At 41.6% G+C, this 20812-nt stretch carries 20 protein-coding genes and 2 tRNA genes; 12 read left to right on the top strand and 10 right to left on the bottom strand.

Going from position 1 to position 20812, the window contains the following annotated elements; all coding sequences use genetic code 11:
- The first annotated feature begins 213 nt into the window (after window positions 1–213).
- From LU293_RS03295 to LU293_RS03285, 3 genes are all read left to right on the top strand, one after another.
- The gene (locus tag LU293_RS03295) at window positions 214–819 is read left to right on the top strand and encodes a DUF1285 domain-containing protein (protein ID WP_242748731.1); all 606 of its coding nucleotides are present in this window, start codon (window positions 214–216) and stop codon (window positions 817–819) included.
- A gap of 5 nt (window positions 820–824) precedes the next feature.
- On the top strand, window positions 825–1640 hold the full coding sequence (gene murI, locus LU293_RS03290) for a glutamate racemase (protein ID WP_242748717.1): 816 nt from the start codon (window positions 825–827) through the stop codon (window positions 1638–1640).
- A 66-nt stretch (window positions 1641–1706) separates the two neighbouring features.
- On the top strand, window positions 1707–1874 hold the full coding sequence (locus tag LU293_RS03285; RefSeq protein ID WP_242748715.1) for a hypothetical protein: 168 nt from the start codon (window positions 1707–1709) through the stop codon (window positions 1872–1874).
- A gap of 49 nt (window positions 1875–1923) precedes the next feature.
- Here LU293_RS03285 and LU293_RS03280 read toward each other — a convergent pair whose 3' ends face one another.
- Window positions 1924–3240: a lytic murein transglycosylase gene (locus LU293_RS03280; RefSeq protein WP_242748713.1), complete on the bottom strand. Its 1317-nt coding sequence runs from the start codon at window positions 3238–3240 to the stop codon at window positions 1924–1926.
- A gap of 147 nt (window positions 3241–3387) precedes the next feature.
- Window positions 3388–4788 carry an MATE family efflux transporter gene (locus LU293_RS03275; RefSeq protein WP_242748711.1) on the bottom strand — a complete coding sequence of 467 codons (1401 nt, stop codon included), beginning with the start codon at window positions 4786–4788 and terminating at the stop codon, window positions 3388–3390.
- A gap of 201 nt (window positions 4789–4989) precedes the next feature.
- On the opposite strand from LU293_RS03275, the gene tilS reads away from it, so the two are divergent.
- The 3 genes from tilS to LU293_RS03260 all read left to right on the top strand — a co-directional run bounded on the left by tilS (window position 4990) and on the right by LU293_RS03260 (window position 7801).
- Entirely contained in the window at window positions 4990–6279 is a 1290-nt protein-coding gene (gene tilS, locus LU293_RS03270) for a tRNA lysidine(34) synthetase TilS (RefSeq protein WP_242748709.1), read from the top strand.
- 63 nt (window positions 6280–6342) lie between these two features.
- Window positions 6343–7182: a pyrroline-5-carboxylate reductase gene (gene proC, locus LU293_RS03265; protein ID WP_242748707.1), complete on the top strand. Its 840-nt coding sequence runs from the start codon at window positions 6343–6345 to the stop codon at window positions 7180–7182.
- A gap of 49 nt (window positions 7183–7231) precedes the next feature.
- Entirely contained in the window at window positions 7232–7801 is a 570-nt protein-coding gene (locus tag LU293_RS03260) for a YggT family protein (RefSeq protein WP_242748694.1), read from the top strand.
- 66 nt (window positions 7802–7867) lie between these two features.
- Here the strand turns inward: LU293_RS03260 and LU293_RS03255 are convergent, their stop codons facing one another.
- The gene (locus LU293_RS03255) at window positions 7868–8674 is read right to left on the bottom strand and encodes a hydroxymethylpyrimidine/phosphomethylpyrimidine kinase (RefSeq protein WP_242748692.1); all 807 of its coding nucleotides are present in this window, start codon (window positions 8672–8674) and stop codon (window positions 7868–7870) included.
- 142 nt (window positions 8675–8816) lie between these two features.
- On the opposite strand from LU293_RS03255, the gene LU293_RS03250 reads away from it, so the two are divergent.
- The 3 genes from LU293_RS03250 to LU293_RS03240 all read left to right on the top strand — a co-directional run bounded on the left by LU293_RS03250 (window position 8817) and on the right by LU293_RS03240 (window position 9801).
- Window positions 8817–8906, top strand: a tRNA-Ser gene (locus LU293_RS03250).
- 103 nt (window positions 8907–9009) lie between these two features.
- A tRNA-Arg gene (locus LU293_RS03245) sits at window positions 9010–9086 on the top strand.
- Window positions 9087–9177: 91 nt separating this feature from the next.
- Complete coding sequence (locus LU293_RS03240; RefSeq protein WP_242748690.1) at window positions 9178–9801, top strand: RDD family protein; 624 nt, start codon at window positions 9178–9180, stop codon at window positions 9799–9801.
- Window positions 9802–9834: 33 nt separating this feature from the next.
- Here the strand turns inward: LU293_RS03240 and hemN are convergent, their stop codons facing one another.
- From hemN to LU293_RS03225, 3 genes are all read right to left on the bottom strand, one after another.
- Window positions 9835–11235 (bottom strand): oxygen-independent coproporphyrinogen III oxidase, encoded by a 1401-nt coding sequence (gene hemN / locus LU293_RS03235; RefSeq protein WP_242748682.1) that lies wholly within the window; start codon window positions 11233–11235, stop codon window positions 9835–9837.
- Between the two features lie 130 nt (window positions 11236–11365).
- Complete coding sequence (pth, locus tag LU293_RS03230; protein ID WP_375540348.1) at window positions 11366–11968, bottom strand: aminoacyl-tRNA hydrolase; 603 nt, start codon at window positions 11966–11968, stop codon at window positions 11366–11368.
- 76 nt (window positions 11969–12044) lie between these two features.
- The gene (locus LU293_RS03225; RefSeq protein WP_242749641.1) at window positions 12045–12755 is read right to left on the bottom strand and encodes a 50S ribosomal protein L25/general stress protein Ctc; all 711 of its coding nucleotides are present in this window, start codon (window positions 12753–12755) and stop codon (window positions 12045–12047) included.
- 338 nt (window positions 12756–13093) lie between these two features.
- Between LU293_RS03225 and putP the strand changes: the two genes are divergently transcribed.
- Both putP and LU293_RS03215 read left to right on the top strand, forming a co-directional pair.
- Window positions 13094–14596 carry a sodium/proline symporter PutP gene (gene putP, locus LU293_RS03220; protein ID WP_242748674.1) on the top strand — a complete coding sequence of 501 codons (1503 nt, stop codon included), beginning with the start codon at window positions 13094–13096 and terminating at the stop codon, window positions 14594–14596.
- A gap of 99 nt (window positions 14597–14695) precedes the next feature.
- A complete protein-coding gene (locus tag LU293_RS03215; protein ID WP_242748672.1) occupies window positions 14696–15394 on the top strand; it encodes a pseudouridine synthase in 699 nt (232 codons plus the stop codon).
- Here the strand turns inward: LU293_RS03215 and LU293_RS03210 are convergent.
- Window positions 15360–17141, bottom strand: coding sequence for a M61 family metallopeptidase (locus LU293_RS03210; RefSeq protein WP_242748670.1), 1782 nt, complete (start codon window positions 17139–17141; stop codon window positions 15360–15362). The two genes, LU293_RS03215 and LU293_RS03210, sit on opposite strands and share 35 nt — an antisense overlap.
- A 214-nt stretch (window positions 17142–17355) precedes the next feature.
- Here LU293_RS03210 and LU293_RS03205 point away from each other — a divergent pair, with 214 nt between their 5' ends.
- Window positions 17356–17841 (top strand): FKBP-type peptidyl-prolyl cis-trans isomerase, encoded by a 486-nt coding sequence (locus tag LU293_RS03205; RefSeq protein WP_242748668.1) that lies wholly within the window; start codon window positions 17356–17358, stop codon window positions 17839–17841.
- Window positions 17842–18036: 195 nt separating this feature from the next.
- Here LU293_RS03205 and LU293_RS03200 read toward each other — a convergent pair whose 3' ends face one another.
- The 3 genes from LU293_RS03200 to LU293_RS03190 all read right to left on the bottom strand — a co-directional run bounded on the left by LU293_RS03200 (window position 18037) and on the right by LU293_RS03190 (window position 20779).
- On the bottom strand, window positions 18037–18672 hold the full coding sequence (locus LU293_RS03200) for a 2OG-Fe dioxygenase family protein (RefSeq protein WP_242748666.1): 636 nt from the start codon (window positions 18670–18672) through the stop codon (window positions 18037–18039).
- 197 nt (window positions 18673–18869) lie between these two features.
- Window positions 18870–19052, bottom strand: a complete 183-nt coding sequence (locus tag LU293_RS03195; RefSeq protein ID WP_242748664.1) for a hypothetical protein — start codon at window positions 19050–19052, stop codon at window positions 18870–18872.
- Entirely contained in the window at window positions 19052–20779 is a 1728-nt protein-coding gene (locus LU293_RS03190) for a DUF262 domain-containing protein (RefSeq protein ID WP_242748662.1), read from the bottom strand. Before LU293_RS03190 ends, LU293_RS03195 begins: the two co-directional genes overlap by 1 nt.
- Window positions 20780–20812: the final 33 nt, after the last annotated feature.

Raw genomic sequence — 20812 nt, 5'->3', positions numbered from 1 at the left:
TGCCTTTTAGTGGGTGAGATAGTCATTTTACCAAGCATTGGGCAGATTGACAATTAGCGAATGCGTGTATAACAGATTTAACAGGACGTCTTTTGGGGATTTTGGTGCAATCTATTTGCTTTTTTAGGTGTTTTTAGGCACAATGAGTGTCTAAATTTAATAATAACGCTGTTTGCGATGGTGTGTTCGGCACGCCATAATTTAAGGATAACCATGAATGCCAATCACCATAAACACCCAACGCAACAAAACGCACTTGACCATCTGATTCAAGCGATACCCAGTGAGCGCCCTATACCACCGCTTGAGCTGTGGTCGCCTAAGATTATCACACCGTTTGATATTAGGATTGCCGATAATGGCGACTGGTATCACGAAGGGGTGAAAATAACCCGCCAATCATTGGTGGATTTATTTGCCAGCGTGCTGTGGGCACAGATTGAAGGCGATAAAAAACGCCATTTTTTAAAAACACCAAGCCATCAATACGAAATCTGTGTGGCGGATGTGCCATTGTTTATCAATCAAGTGGAAGAGGTGGCGATAGATGGCATGACATTGATTAAATTTACAACAACACATGGCGATGAAATTTTCTTAGATGAACAGCATATACCTTATTTTAAGACGGTGATGAATGATGGCGTGCTTGATGAGCGCCTGCATATTGATACTCGCTTTAATCTTACAGCACGTGTGAATCGCAATGTGCTGTATCACTTGGTGGAGATGGGTCAGCTGACAGATAAGGGGACAGGCACGGTGCTAAGCCTAACAAGTGGCAATCAGACGTTTGAGATTAAGCAAGATAAGCGGTGAATGCGATGAATAATGCACCAATCGGGGTGTTTGATAGCGGAGTAGGCGGTCTGTCGGTGTTCTTGCATTTAAGACGAACTTTGCCAAATGAGCAATTTATCTATTATGCTGACACTAAAAACATACCTTATGGCGATAAATCTGCAGAGCAGATTTTAAGGCTAACCTGCCAAGCGGTGGAAAAATTATGCCAAGCAGGCTGTAAGCTTATTGTCATCGCCTGTAATAGTGCTTCTGCTCACGCACTTGAAGTATTAAGGCAGCAGTTTTTAATCCCAATCGTGGGGCTTGTTCCTGCACTAAAGCCTGCTTGTTTTTTGACCAAAACCAAGCAAGTGGCTGTGCTTGCTACGAGAGCCACGCTTGATGGTAAACTGCTACAACAGGTCATCTGTGATGTCGCCATGCCAAGCAACATCACTGTTCATAAGCATTTTGAGCCAAGCCTTGTGCCGTGGGTGGAGGCAGGTAAGCCGATTGATAGCCCTGTGGCAAAGCTTTTGGTTAAGCAAGTCAAAGCATGGGCGGATGATGGCGTGGACACCATTGTGCTTGGCTGTACGCATTATCCGTTTTTTAAGGCTTTTTTAGCAGAAGAAATCGCTGCACGTCGTTTACAGATGGAGCTTGTGGATTCTGGGGAGGCGGTGGCAAATCGAGTTTGTGATTTATTGGTGGAATTATCACTTGACCATCAAACACAGCAGATGAGCGATTTGATTTTTTATGCTAGCCATTTAGATGATAAAATTCAGACAACTGTTCGGGGGCTGGTGGGCGATGGGGTTGTTTTTGTGGGCGATGGATTTTTTGAGAATTAGAGGGTAGATTTGCTTTTTTTGGATAAATTTGGTTTAATGGAGATATATCTAATTTAGGAGAAAATCATGACCGATCATAAAGAGCTGATTAATCAGCTGGACAAACTAGAAGATGCGATGCACGACGCAGAAAAAACACGTACGCTAGAAGAGCAAGTTGCTTATCTTAAGTCCCAAGGCATTGACCCTGCCAAAAGTTATGCCAAGTGGGATGATGACGAAGAAGAATCCTAAATCATAAAAACGGCTACACTAAGTAGCCGTTTTTATTGACCAAAAAACACTAAGGCATGGGAATGAGCGAAACTGTGCCATCTGCATTTAGCACCTTGCGATATGTTATCGCCTTAGGCTGTGTTGGCGTACTGCTGCTGTATGGATAAGCTTGTTGTGTACTGATCTGAGATGTAATCAGTCTATGGAATTTTTGACCTGCTCGTCCATCTACACTCACACCCATTTTACGCTGATAATCCATAATCGCACGACGTGTATTATCCCCAATAATGCCATCAACATTACCAATGTCATAGCCTGCATTGAGCAAGGCTTGCTGAATTTCTTTGGCTTCACGGCGACCAATACCTGCATCATCTGTTGGCCAAGGCGTGGCAAAGTTGGTATTGGTGCTTTCATATTCAAGTAAAGTAGCTAAATGGGCGATGGCAAGAGCGTAGCTTTCAGAGGCGTTATAGCTATAAAACGTGTCAAAGTTTTTCCCCACTAGGAAGGCAGGCCCATTTTTACCAGCAGGAAGTAGCAGTCCTGCCGATGTCATATTATATGGTAGTGGTCTGCCGTCAGGTAGCGTAATCCCCATGCTTTGCCAATAGCTGATGGGTTTTTTATTTCGGCGTCCGCTTGTGCCATCATAGCCATTAAGCACAACTTCATAACCCCAAGGCTCACCTGTGCGATAGCCACGTTTTGACAAAAAGTTGGCAGTGCTTGCCAAGGCGTCGGCTTTAGAGTTTACCAAGTCTTTACGACCATCACCATCAAAATCCACTGCAAGCTCTAAAAAGGTGCTTGGCATAAACTGTGTCTGACCAAAGGCACCCGCCCATGAGCCTGTCATGTCAGCAGGGGAAATGTCTCCGTTTTGGACGATTTTTAAGGCGTTGGCATATTCGCTGCGAAAGTAGCTTTGGCGACGATCAAAGCAAGACAGCGTCGCTAGGCTTGTGAACAGGTCTTTTTTACCCAGCGTCTGACCAAAGTTAGATTCCACGCCCCATACGCCAAGCACATGCTCTGCTTTAACGCCATAACGTGCCTCAATACGACGCAGTGTATCAGCCATCTCACGCTTGGCATTTAGACCGTCTGCCACACGCTCACTATCCACCAAAGAAGCGTGGTAATCCCAGACATCCTTTTTAAATTCTGGCTGATAGTTTAAAGAGCGAATGACCGTAGGATCAGGCTCGCTTGGGCGATAACGTTCAAATGTATCGCCAGATACGTCACGAAAAGCTGCTGTATATTTTAGTCCATCAAGGCATTGATGAAATTGACTGCTTGATAAGCTTGGCAAATCATCTGCGATTGCAGGCGTGCTAAGTGTCAGTATGGCGATAAGCGGGGTGTATTTTTTCATGATAATCTGTAAAATCGCAAGTGTGATGAGTGTCTAATTATAACAAAAGCTGTAACCGCTTGGGGTGTTTTTATTGGTTAATCAATATTAAAGCGTTATCACCAAACTTGCTCATAAGCATAGTTTGGTGTGTGAATTGGTAAGTGTTTAGGCGGTATGCGAAGGGATTTTATAGGCTTTGCTGTATTTTTCTAGATACCACATTAAAAACCCTGCGCCGACACAAAGCGACACAACAAGTGCTGTCCAAAATCCATAGATTCCCATACCCATAAAAAATGCTAAGATAAAGCCGGGTATCAGACCGCAGCCCCAAAAGGCAGTAGCATGAATAATCATGGGGATTTTAGTGACTTTATAGCCACGTAAGGCATAGCTTGCCACTGTCTGGGTTGCATCAAACATCTGAAATGCTGCAGCAAACAGCATGATGTTTGTGGCGATACCGATGACCGCTAAATCGTCAGTGTACATTTTAGCCAGTGGATAGCGAGCGACTACCAAGAAGATAGCTGTTATCATGGCAGCAACAATCGCACTAGACACCGATACACCGCTGATATAGCGAGCTTGGGCGGGTCTGTTTTGACCAAGTGCATAGCCGATACGGACGGTGCTTGCTGTTCCGATACTCTGCGGAATCATATAAATTAAGCTAATAAGGCTGATGACAATCTGCTGGGCGGCGACAAGATTTTCGGTATGCCCATCAAGCTTTGCCACTAAGAACATAATGCAGGTAAATAAGCTAATCTCAATGAAAAACGAAAAGCCAATCGGTATGCCAAGTCGTGCAATATCACCAAATAGCTTAAGATCAGGCAAGCTAAATTTATCGGTTAGACCAAACTCTTTAAAGTACTTATCTTTAGCGATGAATAGCCCAAGCACGATGGCATTTACCCAAAATACAATCGCTGTTGCCAGACCACAGCCAGCACCACCAAGCTTAGGCATGCCAAATTCACCATAAACAAAAATCCAGTTTAGGGGAATGTTTAGAAAAAAGCAAAGCCAGCTGACCCACATGATGGCTTTTGGGCGGTTTAAGCTTGAAGCATAAGCATGAAGACTGCGATGAATCATGGCAGCAGGCATGGCAAGACTTGCAAACCAAATGTAGTTTGAGCCGACGGTTTGTGTGTAGTCGGTGAGATCAAAAAATGCCTGAAATGGACGAACAGCAAGCCACATGAGTAGCATGCCTATTAAGCCCATTAACGCACCAAACCAAATGCCTTGACGCCCCATTTCACCGATGGCTTGAGAGTTACCACCTTTAACGGCAGCACCGTGAGCTTGGGAAATCATCGGATTTAGGGCGGTCATTACGCCAAGCATGGTGATGTATATGGTGATAAAAAAACTATTACCTAAGGCGACAGCCGCCAAGTCTTCTTTACCTGCACCACCTGCCATGACAGTATCAATAAAGCCTGTTCCAACTTGGGCAACTTGTGAGAGCATCATGGGCAGCCCAAGTGTTAAGATGGCGATAAATTCTTTTTTATAAGTGGCGAATGAATAGCGATTAATGTCTAAGAGCATAGTAATATGGTCAAAAATGCGTATTGTAACTGATTTTATATAAAAAGTGGGGATTTGACTTGTCTTTGATGAGAAAATTAGGCAAAATGCCAAGCATTTTATCTAAATGTTATATTCATGCAGGCACTCATTTGACTGTTTGAGTTTGATGGCGTATTTTATTTTGATGGTGTATTTTATTTTAAAGAAGGCTTGCTTTTTATGACCGACTTGCTGACGCTTTTGGCGAACTTTCTAAAAAGTCATGCCAGTCAAGCCCAAGATACAGCCCAATGGTATCTGGCGTGTAGTGGTGGTCGAGATTCTATGGCGTTGGCGTTTGCTTGTGTGCTACTACATAAAGCAGGTAAGCTAGATTATCTGCCCACCTTAATCCATGTCAATCATAATCTACAACGTAGTAGCGATTTATGGGCAGATTTTGTGGTGCAATTTGCCAAATGTCACCATTTACCTTGTCAAGTAGTGTCGGTCGATGTCTGCCATCACAGTGAAAATGGTGCAAGACAAGCACGTTATCAGGCGTTTTTTGAAGTGATGTCAGATGGCGATGCGATTTTGTTGGCGCATCATGCAGATGATCAGGCTGAGACCATGCTTATGCGTCTCATCAATGGCACAGGACTACATGGTCTAACAGCGATGAAACCTGTTCAAATTAAGCGAAATATCAATCAAGACGGCACATCTAAAGCCATCAAGGTGTATCGCCCTTGGCTTTTTGCCGGTCGTGATTTAATTGATCAATTTTGCCAAACGCATCAGTTGCAATACATCGACGACCCCACTAATTTTACAGGCAAAAACACAAGAAGCATTCTTAGACAAAACGTTTTGCCAAACTTATATAAGCTAAATCCAAAGTTTACTCAAAACTTTGCTAAAGCCAGCTGCCATCTTGGTCAGATTGACGAATTTATCACCCACCATGTGGATCAGGCGATAGAAGAGTGCGTGCAGGTTAGGCACACATTTGAAAGCCAGCTTTGTATTGATAAGCTTAATTGCCATCACTCTGCCATTATCCCGCTCATTATCCAAAGATTTATACAAGGCGATGAGATTGCTCCTTGTGGCAGTCAGTTGATTGATGACATCACGCATCTGATAACTCGTAATGATGGCGATCATGCCACAAGATTGTTTTGGCAAGGCGTAAAAGACAGTTTTGTGTTCATGCGATATGATAATGTGCTTTATCGCTTGAATGTGCGACTTTGGCAGGCATTGCAAGGCGATTTTATGTGGCAAGATGGCTATTTCATCAGTAAGATTGATAACGCCATCGTTTTTAATGCCCCAAAAACCAAGCCACGACCGCTCGCAAAGACTGATAAAGTTATCATCAAACACCGAGCCTTATCAGGCAAAAAACTTTACCAAACAGTGCGTATTGCACCATGGCTTAGACGACATTTATGGTTAGATGGCGACCATCTGATGAGTCTTGGCGTAACGTGGTCAAGCGATTTGGTGAAATGCTATAAATAAGGTACAATGCAAGTCTACTTTGGCATTGCCAATAACCCTATAAAATAAATACTGGAGCGTATCATGACTGATTTTAACACCGACTTAACTGTTTTAAATGATAAGTCCATCATCTTTGTGGGTGGTGGCAATATGTCATCTGCCTTGATCGATGGGCTTATCAATGCTAAACGCACAAAAAATATCAGCATTGACATTCGTGTGTCTGATCGTAATCAGCCTAAGCTTGATGAATTTACCAAAAAAGGCGTAACGTCTGTACTGTCAAGCGATGCCGATGAGCTAATCTGCACAAGCGATATCGTCGTGCTAGCTGTTAAGCCACAAGTGATGGCGGACGTATGTAAGAGTATTAAGCCTGCCTTAGGTCATGGTCAGCTTATCATCTCGGTGGCAGCAGGGCTTGGTATGGATAAGCTTTATGCTATGACAGGGTCAGATAGGGTGGTGCGAACCATGCCAAATTTACCATCAACGGTAGGGTTTGGAGCGACTGGGCTTTTTGGGAAAGTTGCACAATCAGATAAGGATCTAGCAGCAGCGGTGATGGCGGCATCTGGGATTGCTGTTTGGGTAGATGATGAGAGCGATTTGCATGCGGTAACCGCAGTGGCAGGCTCAGCACCAGCATACTTTTTTTATATGTTAGAACAGATGGTTGATAAAGCAGTGCAGATGGGTCTAGATAAAGATAAGGCTTTGGCATTAGCTACCCAAACCATGCAAGGTGCTGCAGTTATGGCAACCAACGCCAATCCAAGTGAGCTTAAACAAAAAGTCATGTCCAAGGGCGGTACGACATTTGCTGCCATCTCAAGTATGGAGCAAAATGGCGTAGGTAAATGCATTCAGCATGCCATGCAAGCTTGTGCCGACCGTAGTATTGAGCTTAGCCAGTCTTAGCTGTATTTATTGACATTACCCTAATTAATTTAAAAAAAACGATTATTTTATGAACAGTCCTATTTATCTTATCGTCAATATGCTGATTAATTTTGGTTTATTGGCACTTTTTTTGCGTTTTATGATGCAGTTTGCTGATATTAATCCACGCCATCCTTATATGCTCGCTGTTCGCCGTTTTACGGGTGTTGTTGATGTGTTTTCCCGCATATTTCCTAATGTGATGGCAGGGCGAATCAGTTTGGCAGCGATTGCATTAATGTTGCTGCTGTATTGGGTAAATCTTGTGGCAGATGCGTTTATTTTGCAAGAATCTCTGACAGCATTACAGGTGTTTTTTATTGGAACAATCCAAGCGATTATTAAGTTTTTAGCCATGCTTCGCTACATTATTTTAGCGTCTGTGGTAGCAAGCTGGGTGATTATGCTTGCCAACGTCATGCATCCTGCTCTTGAGCTTGTCATGGCGTTATCTGAGCCGATTATCGCACCGTTTCGCCGTATCGTGCCAAATTTAGGCATGCTGGATTTATCACCGATTGCAGCATTATTTGGCTTGCTTTTACTCCAAAAGTTCGTTGAAATCGTAGCGATGAATATCTTGCAAGGCATCGCATAACTTACTATTGGTTATGCACCCAAAGCACCTAAATCCCTATTAGGCATTTATGATAAAAAAAGCAGCTTAACGCTGATAAGGTGTCGTGTAAAACCGATTGGGAATCAGCTGAGCTTTGGGGTTATTGGGGTGGGGAGTGTCGGCATGGTGTAGTGTTTTGGCAATCCAATCATCAGCACGCATGACGGCACTCATCAAATCATCACCCATCGCCAATCGCCCTGCGATATGACTTGCCAAAGAACAGCCTGAGCCATGAAATTCGCCATCTAGACGAGTGATGATACTGGTGTGAGCGATTTGACCGTCAATATACAAAAACTGCTGAATGTCGCCTTCATCAAAATCATGCGATGTCTTGACAAGCACGGCTTTAACGCCTGCATCATTTAAGGCTTTGGCACAGTCATGCAAATCATCAAGCCCTGCTAATGCTCGCAGTTCGTGTGTGTTTGGCGTGATGATGGTGGCGTAGGGCAAAAGCTGTTTAAAGGCGGTTACGAGCGTGTCTTTATCACCAAGACTGCCCCCAGAATTTGCCACAAGCACAGGGTCTAGCACGAAGGGTGTATCAGGAGCGATACGTCCTGTACGAAATAATTCGGCGAGCAGATTGATGTTATCAACCGTGCCAAGCATACCTGATTTGATGGCTTTGACTGGTAAATCATCAAGCACGGCAATCGCTTGGGCTTTTAATAATTCACAAGACACCGCCTCAAAACCAAATACTGCCTGCGAGCTTTGGACGGTGATAGCAGTACACGCCACCGCTGCATGAGCATAAGCTTGCCCGATGGATTCAATGTCTGCCTGCAAACCTGCCCCACCCGATGGGTCAAGCCCTGAAAAACACAAAACAACTGGACGCATAACACACCTTTAATAGACGCCATATTAGGTATTTATAATAGCATTTTTATTGCGTGGCGAGTGCATTTTAAAATTATTTTAAAAAATTTTATCAAAATGTCTTGCATTATCCTGAAAATTTGATATAATTTTCGCCCACAACGGTGACGTGGGTGAGTGGCTGAAACCACATCCCTGCTAAGGATGCATACGGGAAACTGTATCGAGGGTTCGAATCCCTCCGTCACCGCCATTTTTTATTTTTTAAAATTGAGTTTAAAAAATAAAAAAAGTGCTTGACTTACTAAATTTATCCAGTATAATAGCACACCATCAAGCAATAGCTTGATAAATAAGCGCCCGTAGCTCAGTTGGATAGAGCACTTGGCTACGAACTAAGGGGTCGGGAGTTCGAATCTCTCCGGGCGCGCCATATAAAGTAAATCACCAAAGTCATAGATTTTGGTGATTTTTTATTTTTCTGTTATAATTCTTGCTACTTTTCATTGATCTATACAGCCACCATGCTAAAACAAGCTAAGAATAACCGTCCGATATCTACTGCCACCACCCAAGCCCAAGATATCATCATCGCTAAGCCTATCGTACGATTGGTTGCTATGCTTTATGATGGCATGCTGATTTTATCCATGCTGTTCTTGGTGTCATTGGCGTTGGCTGTGGTAGGGACTTTGGCATTTGGTGAGGTGGGTAAGACGGCAGCAGATGCTCAATCGCTGCCAGTCTGGTATCAAAATGGCGTCATGTCGCCAGCATTTGTGCTGACGTTGATAGGTTTTTATGGGGTTTTTTGGCGTAAGTCAGGGCAGACATTAGGCATGCAGACATGGCAATTAAAGACGGTGACTGCAACAGGTGAACTACTAGGCTGGTCACAAAGTGTGCGACGTATTATTTGTGCTTGTTTGTTGCCTTTACTGTGTGCGATGATTGGGGCTTTGGTGTATCATGCTCGGCTTGCAGTGATTGCCAGTGCGTTCTTAGGGCTGCTTGGCAATTATATCTTTGGTATGTTTCACGCTAAGGGGTTGGCTTTTCATGATATTTTATCAAATACCATGACCCTAAAAATTCCTAAATTTGAACACGAAGGTCTATTTGCTTCTTTTAAAAGATCAAAAAAATAAGCCAATGATGGCTTATTTTTTTAGTTTAGCGTGCTAAATCACCTTAGAAAAACGTCTTGCGTGCTTTTTACTTAAGTATTCATCAAAGACCATAGCGACATTACGCCCAAGAATTCTTCCCTTTGGTAGAATACGAACGCCATGCTCATCAATACGTACCAAACCATCGTTTTGCATGTCTTGTAGGGCGTTGATTTCTTCAGCAAAGTAGCTTTTAGCATCAATTCCAAATCGCCCACTGACATCAGCGTAGTCTAAATAATCATGGCATAATAAATTCATAATGACATAGCGACGAAGGGCGTCTTTTGGGTTGGCTTTGATGTGTTTGACCGCAGGCAATTGACCATCAGCAATCATGGTGGTGTACTGCTTAAGATCGGTATGGTTTTGTAGGATATGGCGACCGATTTGACTGATTGCAGATACGCCAAAACCAATCAGGTCGCACTCGCCAAGCGTGGCATAACCTTGAAAATTACGGTGTAATTTGCCATTTCGCTGAGCGATTGCCATTTCATCATCAGGCTTGGCGAAGTGATCGATGCCGATGTATTGATAATTTGCTAAAGCTAGTGCATTAATGGTATTGCCAAACATGGTCAGCTTGTCAGAAGGGCTAGGCAAGTCAGTTTCATTAATGCGTTTTTGGGCAAAAAAACGCTCGGGCAGATGTGCATAATTAAAGACTGACAGGCGGTCTGGAGCGATATCGATAATTTTAGCGACGGTCTTTGCCATGCTATCGGTAGTCTGATGGGGCAATCCATAAATCAAATCAATGTTGATGGATTTAAAGTCCAATTGGCGTGCCTCTGCCATCACAGCCCGCACAAGAGATTCAGGCTGAACTCTATTGACGGCGATTTGTACTTTTTCTTCTAAATCCTGCACCCCAAAACTTAGCCGATTAAAGCCCAGACTTTTGAGTGTGCTTAGGGTATGCTCGCCCAATTCTCTGGGGTCAATTTCTATGGAATAGTCGCCATCATCAGCAAAATCAAATTCATGGTGCAAAAATTCCCAAAGTCTTATTAGTTCATCATCACTAAAAAAAGTCGGCGTGCCACCGCCAAGGTGTAGCTGTTTGACGATGGGCGTGCCTTGGAGCAAGGATTTTTTGTGCTGAATCTCTTTGATGAGATAATCCAAATAGTCGCCAGCATCGCTATTTTTCTTGGTGATGATTTTGTTGCAACCGCAGTAGTAGCACAAATGCCGACAAAATGGGATATGAAAATACAGCGATAAGGGGGTACTTGGGTCTTTTTGTTGGAGAATTTGTTGTTCTGTGCCGTCTTTGATGGGCAAAAATTCTAAGGCAGTGGGGTAGGAAGTGTAGCGTGGACCTTGTCGGTTGTATTTATTGATGAGCTGTTCATCAAAAGTTACGCCACAAAAATGCAGTGGCTCTAAGTTGGCATAAGGATTCATAACGCACCTTGTCTTACAAAGTTTAGGCTTAATTATAGCACTGATGACACAGCTTGTCTTTGGCGTTTGGACTGATTGACGTGGTTAAACTACCTTGGTCAGCCAACTTTAAGTCAGCCAGTTTAAAAATTTAGCCAAGCTTAAAGCCGTTGATGATATTGCGTGCCTTATCTAGCTCGCCTGCCATGATAAGGTCAAGATTGTCCAACGCACAATTTAAGGCACGCTCAATACTGATGGCATCATCACAGCTTGGCTTGGACAGTACCCAAGCACTCACACGGCTGGCATGACCGGGGTGTCCGATACCGACACGCAGGCGATGAAAATCCGCCCCAAGATGTGGCACGATGTCTTTTAGTCCGTTATGCCCACCATGTCCGCCACCCATCTTTAAGCGAATGCTACCAGCTGGAATGTCAAGCTCATCATGAGCGATGAGAATCTCGCTTGGCTTGATGCCATAAAACTTAGCCATCGGTGCAACAGCAAGCCCTGAGCGATTCATCAGCGTGTGCGGTTTGAGTAGCCGAACATCATGACCACAAATCACGCCACGACCGACATCGCCCAAGAATTTTTTGTCATAATTTAGACGGATGCCATATTTTTGGGCAATCAAATCTATGAACCAAAAGCCTGCATTATGCCGAGTGTCTTGATAACTGTTGCCGATATTGCCAAGTCCCACAATGAGTTTGATCATACCATATTCCGTGATACTAAAACGCATATTCTAACATTTTTTAGCCATTTCCCAAAACAAAAAGCCAATGAATGTCATTGGCTTTTTTGAGTAACTCATAGGCTTATTCTTTGTCAGACTTATCTTCGTCTTTATCTTCATCTTTGCCATCTTTGTCGTCAGATTGAGCTTCGCCTTCAACGGTCTCAATGTCGCCTTCAATGACTTCGGTTTCGTCCACTTCTTCTTCTGGCTCTTCTTCAACAGTCGGTGCTTGTACGCTTACTACCACACGGTCTGTTGCACCGCTATCTAGGTCAGCGATGGTTACACCGTCTTCTAGTTTGATGTCAGATAGACGTAGCAAATCACCAATTTCAAGTTTGCTTACATCAACTTCAATAAATTCTGGCAATTGACGTGGCAAGCAGTTGATGTCAAGCTCGGTGATGTTGGTTTGTAGTACGCCGCCAGCTTCTACGCCAGTTGCTTCACCAACAAAGTGTACAGGTACAGTAAACTGCATGGCTTGACCACGAACAATACGCTGAAAATCGGCGTGTAGTGGCAGACCCTTAGATGGGTGGCGTTGTAATGCTTTGATGATGACTTCTTCTGTATTGCCATCTACCACTAGGGTGATGATGCTTGAAAAGAATGACTCTTCGCTTAGGGCTTTGATAAGTTCGTTGTGCTTGATGGCGATGCTCAGTGCTTCACCTTCACCGCCATACACAATGGCAGGAACTAGGTTTTCTTTACGCAGGCGGCGGCTCGCACCCTTACCCTGCTTGTCTTCGCTACGCAAAACAGCGTTTAATTTATAGCTCATGATGATTCCTTAAAAATTAAAAATAAATAAGCTTGCGACCAGCTTATTTGAGAACTGCCTTTATTAATTTATCAAAAAAGACAACTAGATATTATAGCACTATTTTAAAAGCAAAAGAAGATAAATTTAGCTAAAAAATTGATAAAAATACAGTAAATTGAATAAAAATTTTAATAATTATGCTAAAAAGTTGCCATCTTGTTATAATAGCGTTGCTAAAGGTCTTTTTTAAGATCTTATTTGTATCGTAGAATTTTGTTTGTCTTAGCACTTTATAATACAAAATTAAGAAGTTAAGTCCAAAGACAAATATAAAAATATCGTAAAATCAAGGAGATACCATGAATGGTGTTATTGAATCTGGCGTGTGGATTTCGCTCGCTCTTTATTTTCTGCTGATGATCGGCATTGGCGTATATGCGTATTTTAAGCAAAAAAGCGACGTGGAAGGCTATATGCTAGGCGGTCGTAATCTAGGGCCTGCAGTAACCGCTTTATCAGCAGGTGCTTCAGATATGTCAGGCTGGCTACTTTTGGGCTTGCCTGGGTATATGTATTCATCTGGCATTGTGAGTATTTGGATTGCACTGGGTCTAACCATTGGTGCAACCTTAAACTACATTATCGTCGCTCCACGTCTTCGTGTGTTCACTGAAGTGGCAGATAATGCCATTACCTTGCCTGACTATTTCTCAAATCGGTTTAACGACTCATCGCATATGCTGCGTATGACTTCAGCGATTGTTGTTATCGTATTTTTTACAGTATATACAGCAGCAAGCTTAGTGGGTGGTGGTAAACTATTTGAAAGCTCGCTTGGCTTAGATTATCAGCTTGGGCTTTGGGTTACTGCTGGCGTGGTCGTGGCTTATACGCTGTTTGGCGGCTTTTTGGCAGTGTCTATGACCGATTTTGTACAAGGTGTGATTATGCTTGTCGCCATGCTACTTGTACCAATCGTGGCATTTACTAACATTGGCGGTTGGGATGTAGGTATTTCGGTCGCACATAGCGTAAATCCTGAGCTATTTAACTTAATGAATGGTGTAACCGTCATGGGCGTTATCTCGCTGATGGCGTGGGGTTTTGGCTACTTTGGTCAGCCGCATATCATCGTGCGTTTTATGGCGATTCGCTCGGTAAAAGATGTGCCTGTGGCTCGTAATATCGGTATGAGCTGGATGATTCTTAGCTTAATCGGTGCGTTAATGGTGGGCTTATCTGGCGTCGCTTATATTAAAAATCACAATATGACATTAGAAGATCCAGAGACGATTTTCTTGGTGTTCTCTCAGCTTTTATTCCACCCACTGATTTCAGGTTTTTTGCTTGCAGCAATTTTAGCGGCAATTATGAGTACCATCTCAAGTCAGCTTTTGGTGGTGTCAAGCTCGCTGACTCGTGATGTGTATAAGCTGTTTCTTGATAAGGAGGCTTCTGAAGCTCGTCAAGTACTAGTAGGGCGTATCTCAGTGCTGGCGGTAGCAGTTGTCGCTATTATTTTAGCGGGCGATAAAAATAGCTCGGTATTGAGCCTAGTGTCACATGCATGGGCAGGTTTTGGGGCAGCATTTGGTCCGCTGGTTATCTTAAGCTTAATGTGGAAACGCATGAACCGTAACGGTGCTCTTGCTGGTATGATTGTGGGTGCATTAACGGTAATTATCTGGGTGTATGGTGGTTTTACCATCGGCGGACAGCCTGCTAATGATGCCATTTATTCTATCTTACCTGGCTTTACGTTTAGTGCGATTGCAACGGTTGTGGTTAGTCTAATGACTGCACCACCAAAAGCAAATATCGTCGCAAAATTTGAAGAAATGCAAAGAGGTCTAAGAGGCTAATTTCTTGGGCAAGAAGATTAAAAACACCGTCTTAGGGCGGTGTTTTTGTTGCGATATACGCCCATTAAATGTATGATGGTTTTATTTAAAAGACAAGTTATGACAAAAGTAATCTTATTTAACAAGCCTTTTGGGGTGCATAGCCAATTTAAAAAAGACAATGAGACAATGCCAACGCTACTTGATTATTTTAGCGATAAATCTTTAAGAGTGGCGGGGCGTTTGGATAAAGACAGCGAAGGATTGTTGGTTTTAACTGATAATGGTGCATTAAACCATGCCATCACCACGCCTACGCCAAATGCCAAAAAACTCTTTGGTAAGACTTATCTTGTACAAGTAGAAAACACCCCCACCAAGGCACAAATAAAGGCGTTAGCAGACGGTGTTTGGTTAAAAGATGGCAAAACATTGCCTGCCATCGTCAAGCACCTAGATGAGCATGAGTTACCTGTTGTGCTTTGGGAGAGAAATCCACCCATTCGTGAACGAAAAAACATACCAACAGCATGGCTTATGATGACGATATTTGAAGGAAAAAATCGTCAAGTTCGTCGCATGGTTGCCCATGTCGGCTTGCCGTGCCTGCGATTGATTCGCTATCAAGTGGGACCTTGGTCGCTTAAGTTAGCAGGCATCATTGGCGTTGGAGAATACCGCACATTAACCTTATCAGATGACCAGCTGCTAAAAATAGGGGTGATTAAGCATCGCTTACAGCCCCATTTAAAACCAAGCTTTTCAAATAACAGTGAGAAAAAAGCTACGCCCAAAATCCATCAAGCCAAGCACCGTTAGGCATAGCAGTGATGGTGATTTGTTCATTTTGATGGTCAAGCTCTCTTGCTTGCACGTTAAAATGACACAGACGATCTTGGTGAAACGCCCATACACAGATTGGCGTTGATTGGTGCTTTTGACGTTGGATAGCGGCATTAAGTACTGATGACGTGGCACGAATGCCATCAATGGCAATAATGGTGTCCATTGCAGATAATCCTGCACGACTGGCATCGCTATTTGTGTCAATATGGGTGATTTTAAGACCTGCAGGCGTGCTGTTAGTTTGCATACCCCACGGTTTATCAAGATTCTTTTTGGTATAGGTAACCCCAAGCATTGTCAGAGTTTCGTTAATAGGCAACTCATCTGTGCCAATAATGTATTTTTGATAAAATTCTTGCCAAACAGACGGTGCGATAAAATAGCTGATAGTCTCGCTTAAGTTTTCATCTGTCATGCCAAAGCGACCATTTGGTGTGGTTTTTGCTTTATTATAAAAGGCTTTTATGACATCAAACAAGCGATACCGACCCGCTGAATGCGTCATGAGAGTAACATCAAGCAGCCATGCGACCAACGCCCCTTTGTTATAATAACTAATGCTGTGGTTGCTAGAATTTTCGTCAGGGCGATACAGCTTAATCCACGCATCAAAGCTTGATTCGGCAACGCTTTGATGATGTCGCCCATTGGTTGCTTGATAGCGATTAATTTGGGCTGTCAGCAGTTTGGCATAGTCATCTTTATTGATAACTCCTGATTGTAATAGCATAAAATCATCAACGTAGCTGGTAAAGCCTTCAAATACCCATAGAAGTGGCGTATAAGCTTCTGCTTGTAGACTACTTGTCATCATGACATCAGGGCGGACAGTTTTGACCCACCATGCATGAAAATATTCATGGCTACATAGCCCAAGTAGCCGTTGATAGTCAGCCGTTGGCTGCTTAGGCTCATGAATACTTGGCAGGTCACTTCTTGGACTGACAAGGGCGGTTGAGTTAATATGTTCAAGTCCACCGTACTCGTTATCGGTTGCAAGCAACATAAAGGTGTAGTCACCAAACGGTACATCTTCAAGCCAAGTAACATAGCTTTGGCAAATCTTGCGAACGTCTGTTTTTAGACGATCTAGGTCGCCAAAATGAATACCACTAACAAAAAACCTATGAGCGATGGTCTTATGATTGCAGCTGACATCAAAGCAAAATTCATCTTGAGATGCAATCTCAAATGGATAATCATAGCTTTCAAAGGCTTGGATAGGACGCAGTTGATAAAGCGTGGCATCACCATCGTGGTGTGTGTCATGCGGTAGTCCACAAGCAAGTATGGCATTTGGATTGCGATCAAAAAAAGCATTTGGCACAGACAGTGTGATTTGGCACATTGCTTGTTCGCACTGGGTCACCATCAGTAAGAGCGATGTAAAATTACCAAATAATCTTAGATGATCAACAAATGCCGTCCGTACCGATAAGTCATAGCAGTACACTTCATACTGTATGCTGACTGTCTCGCCTGCATGGACGTGAGATAGTTGCCAAGTGTTTTTGCTAAGCTTATCGGCTCTGTGTGTGATGTCTGTGCTGTATTTTACGTTTGTGATATTTTTGCTAAATTCACGAATCAAATAGCTGCCTGCAATCCAGCTTGGCAGCCATACTGTGGGCGAGTTAGTTTTAGCAATGAAGTCTAGCTTAACATTAACAAGGTGTTCATTGAATCGGCTAAAGTCTAGATGATAAGTTAGGTGGTTCATAAAATCTGATTGTCAAAATGAAAAATATCATAATGCACCTAAATGAAAAACTCAACCCAAATATTATTATCGCCATCAAGTTACGATTTTGTAAATTTACGACATAATGGCTGAAAGTCTGTTATAATATGCTTAGGTATTGCTAAATTTTATTAAAATGAATTTGGCAATGTAATAAACTAAAGCGGTGACATACCGCAAATTTAGGTGATTTATGACTACAATCGCAAAAGATACCGTTGTTAAGTTTAACTACACACTGACGAACGATAAAGGCGAGACATTAGATCAATCTCGTGGTGAGCCGTTGGCATATCTACACGGTCATCACAATATCATTCCGGGTTTAGAAGCCCAAATGGAAGGTAAATCAGCAGGCGATAAGTTCACTGCCACCATCGCCCCAGAAGATGCGTATGGCGAATATATCGCAGAAGCGGTGCAATCTGTGCCACGTGCCAATTTCCAAGGCGTGGATAACATTGAAGCAGGTATGCAGTTCCAATCACAAACCGATGACGGTCATGTGATGCTGGTTACGGTCAAAGAAGTGACTGATGAAGAAGTGGTTGTAGATGGTAACCACCCATTGGCAGGTCAGGCTTTAACTTTTGATGTGGAGATTGTAGAGGTGCGTGCAGCGACTGCTGATGAAATCGCACACGGTCATGCACATGGTGCTGGCGGTCATCAACACTAAGTTTTGGCTTTTTGTTTTTACTGTTTATCAATACGATCAAAACCCTACCAGACGATGGTGGGGTTTTGTCATATTCGTATGATTGCCTAGTATTTTACGGTCATCAGATTGACTGTGCGATGGGTGATTTAAAAAAATAACGCCAATATAAAATTGGCGTTAATTCATCAAAATGGTGATGGTTTCTTAGATAAATCAGTTCATATTGGCAGTCAAAACAAACAAATCCCAATAACCATTGCCGTCATCACTGCTAATCTCGGTAGCATAATGCCATAAATCGCTATCATCTACCACGCAGTATCCGCCTGTTTTGCTGGGGATTTTTTCTAGGACGGTGTCAGGGTCGTTATCGCTATAGATACGAAGCTCTGCTCCTTCGGCATTTTTGAAGCTGACGGTGAACATACCAATGCGGTTGTAGCCGTCTTGATGAATGCCTTCTGGGGTGGTTACGGTAGGTTTGGCTGGGTCTTTGGCGACCACACGAATTTGATGTACATCAATAGTTGCGTCTTTTGGTAAACCGCCTTCGTTAGCAAAGGTATCAACAATGCGTAAAAAACCTTCGCTGGCAATGAGTTCATCGCTGATGTCGTCATATTCACGCACCACATCGCCTTGGAATTTATTAAATTCACTGCTTTGGCAAAAGTTTGTGCCACGCAGTAAATCAATGTGCTTGTCGTCTTTGTTATAGACGATTTTGGAATAACGACGCAGGCGATAGCTACCATCTTTATAGACGCTAGGTTTTAGTCCATCAAAATCACCCTCTAAGGCAGCGATGATGTCGGTTGGTAGGGTTCCTGTGTGCAGTAGTGAAGCCATAAGATATCCTTATTATGAAAAAAATAGGCATACTTAATATAACAAAAAGTATTTTAAATGGCAATAAAAAAGTAATGATTTTGTTGTTAATTTTTTTTAAAATTTAAAGTGGAAGTTAGGCAAAAATAAAGATAAAATTTATCGCCAAAAAAAAGCCAAACCCACGTTGGATTTGACTAAATTTTTAATTATTTGCTTTACCCAAGCATCTGCTTTAACAGCTGATTGATCTGTGCAGGGTTTGCCTTGCTATATACCGCTATTGCTCCGAAAGTCAGGTCAGGCAGACTGCTGTCCACAATGTCTGCCCCTGTGGCAAAGAGTAGGCTGTCGGCACGGTGGAGTAGGGGCTTGATTGGTTTTGTGTTATCATTTTTCATTATTCAAGAGTGCCTACTAATTCTTTTAACTTTTTGATAATTAACGCTTTTCTTTTTTCCACAAATACATCAAAATTCATTAAACTCAAATCAATATCGGGAATTAAATGATTATCCAAAAATTCTTCTTTGTTTTTGGTTTGCGTTTCTTGAGAAACCCATTCTGCTAATTCTTTGTTTTGTTTAGATGAATTTTCATTTGCACCGAGCATTTGTAAATTGATAATGGAATTATAAACCTCACGACTATATTTTTCTTTTAAGTCATCGCTTAATAGCTCGTAGCTAGTTTCTGGGTGCAAATGGTCTTTATGAAAATTGTTGTTTTTGTAATCTAAATTGGGATAAAGTAATGACAATATAGAGAAGGCATACTTATCTTCATATTGTATATTTAAAATATTATCATAATCAATAACCATGTCTTTTCTAATACTATCAAGCATTTGAATTTTAGGAAATATATCAATGTCTAATTTAATTGGTTCTTTTACCACATCATTGGAAAAAACTTTTCTGATTTGAGATAATGTACTATCAGAAGTACCGCCAAAAACTCTGTTTATTAGTACAATATGTAGCCATTCTTTTATGATTTTTCTTTCATTCTTAAATTCTACTTTATGGGTAAAGTCTTTATAGATATTTCTATGATATAAGTAATAAATAATAGGAATGATGGAATTTTTTGATGTTAAATTATATTCATCAAAACCAAATGATTTAATCAAATCAAAGGTAGATAAAATAGCATTCTTAATACTTAGCCAATTATCTTCAAATATTTTTGCTTTTTCCGATGAAAAATTTGTTACTTTAAAGCCAATATCTGTACTATATAGGTATAAAAATGTTTTTAATATTAAATCTTTTGATATATGAAAATCTTTATTTTTTATCTCATCAACCAAGCCTAATATTTCTCTTCTTGCGTCTTTGGTTTTCCAATTTGAAATAGCAATAGACATAATTAAATCCGAAAAACTTAATGCTATTCCGCCACTATTTATTCTTATAAATATTTTTAATGCTTTATCTAGATTTTGTTCTTCTTCTAGATAAAAATTTATAATTTGTCTCTCATGAATAACTCTTTTTAGTTGTCTGATAGATTTTCTAGCAAATTCGCTGTCCAAATTCTTTATCATATCACCTAATTTTTTATCATCAGTATAGTCTAAAATATGTGATACTCTGAACCATTTTTGCTCATCTTTATCATAGAAATTTTTTTGGTTGGTTAAATTTCTATCTAAAAATTGAAACTGATATTTTCTTCCATTTTCTTGTTCAGATAGTTCCTTTGTAATATTTAAATACAAATCCCTAGTAGGTAATGAATTTTGATTATCTTCCCATTTTTTTCTAGGGGTTTTATAGGCAAAACTTCCCTTTAAGCCAATATATAATGATGTTAATCTTTGTTGTCCGTCTAAAATGGCGTAAAACCCATTGGATCCAGATGTGTTGTATTCTTCATTGTGGGTTTTGTAGCGTTCACGAAAATCTTTAATGATTTTATAAAATTTAAATTGATTGACATTTTGTTCTTGAACCTCCCAAAATAAAAATGAGCTGATTGGGTAGCCTTGCATAAGTGAATCAAAAAGCTGCTCAATTCGATCGTGTTTCCAAACAAATTCTCTTTGAATAGCTGGAACTAAGTATTTACTATTTTCAATTTGACTTATCGCATTCGCAATAGTGACTGGTGTTTGAAATGACATAATTATATTATTCCCTTTTGTTAATATATTTTA

Source organism: Moraxella nasovis, from assembly GCF_022701215.1.
GTDB lineage: Bacteria > Pseudomonadota > Gammaproteobacteria > Pseudomonadales > Moraxellaceae > Moraxella > Moraxella nasovis.
The sequence above is the reverse complement of the archived record's forward strand: the minus strand, read 5'-3'. Positions and strand labels throughout refer to the sequence as shown.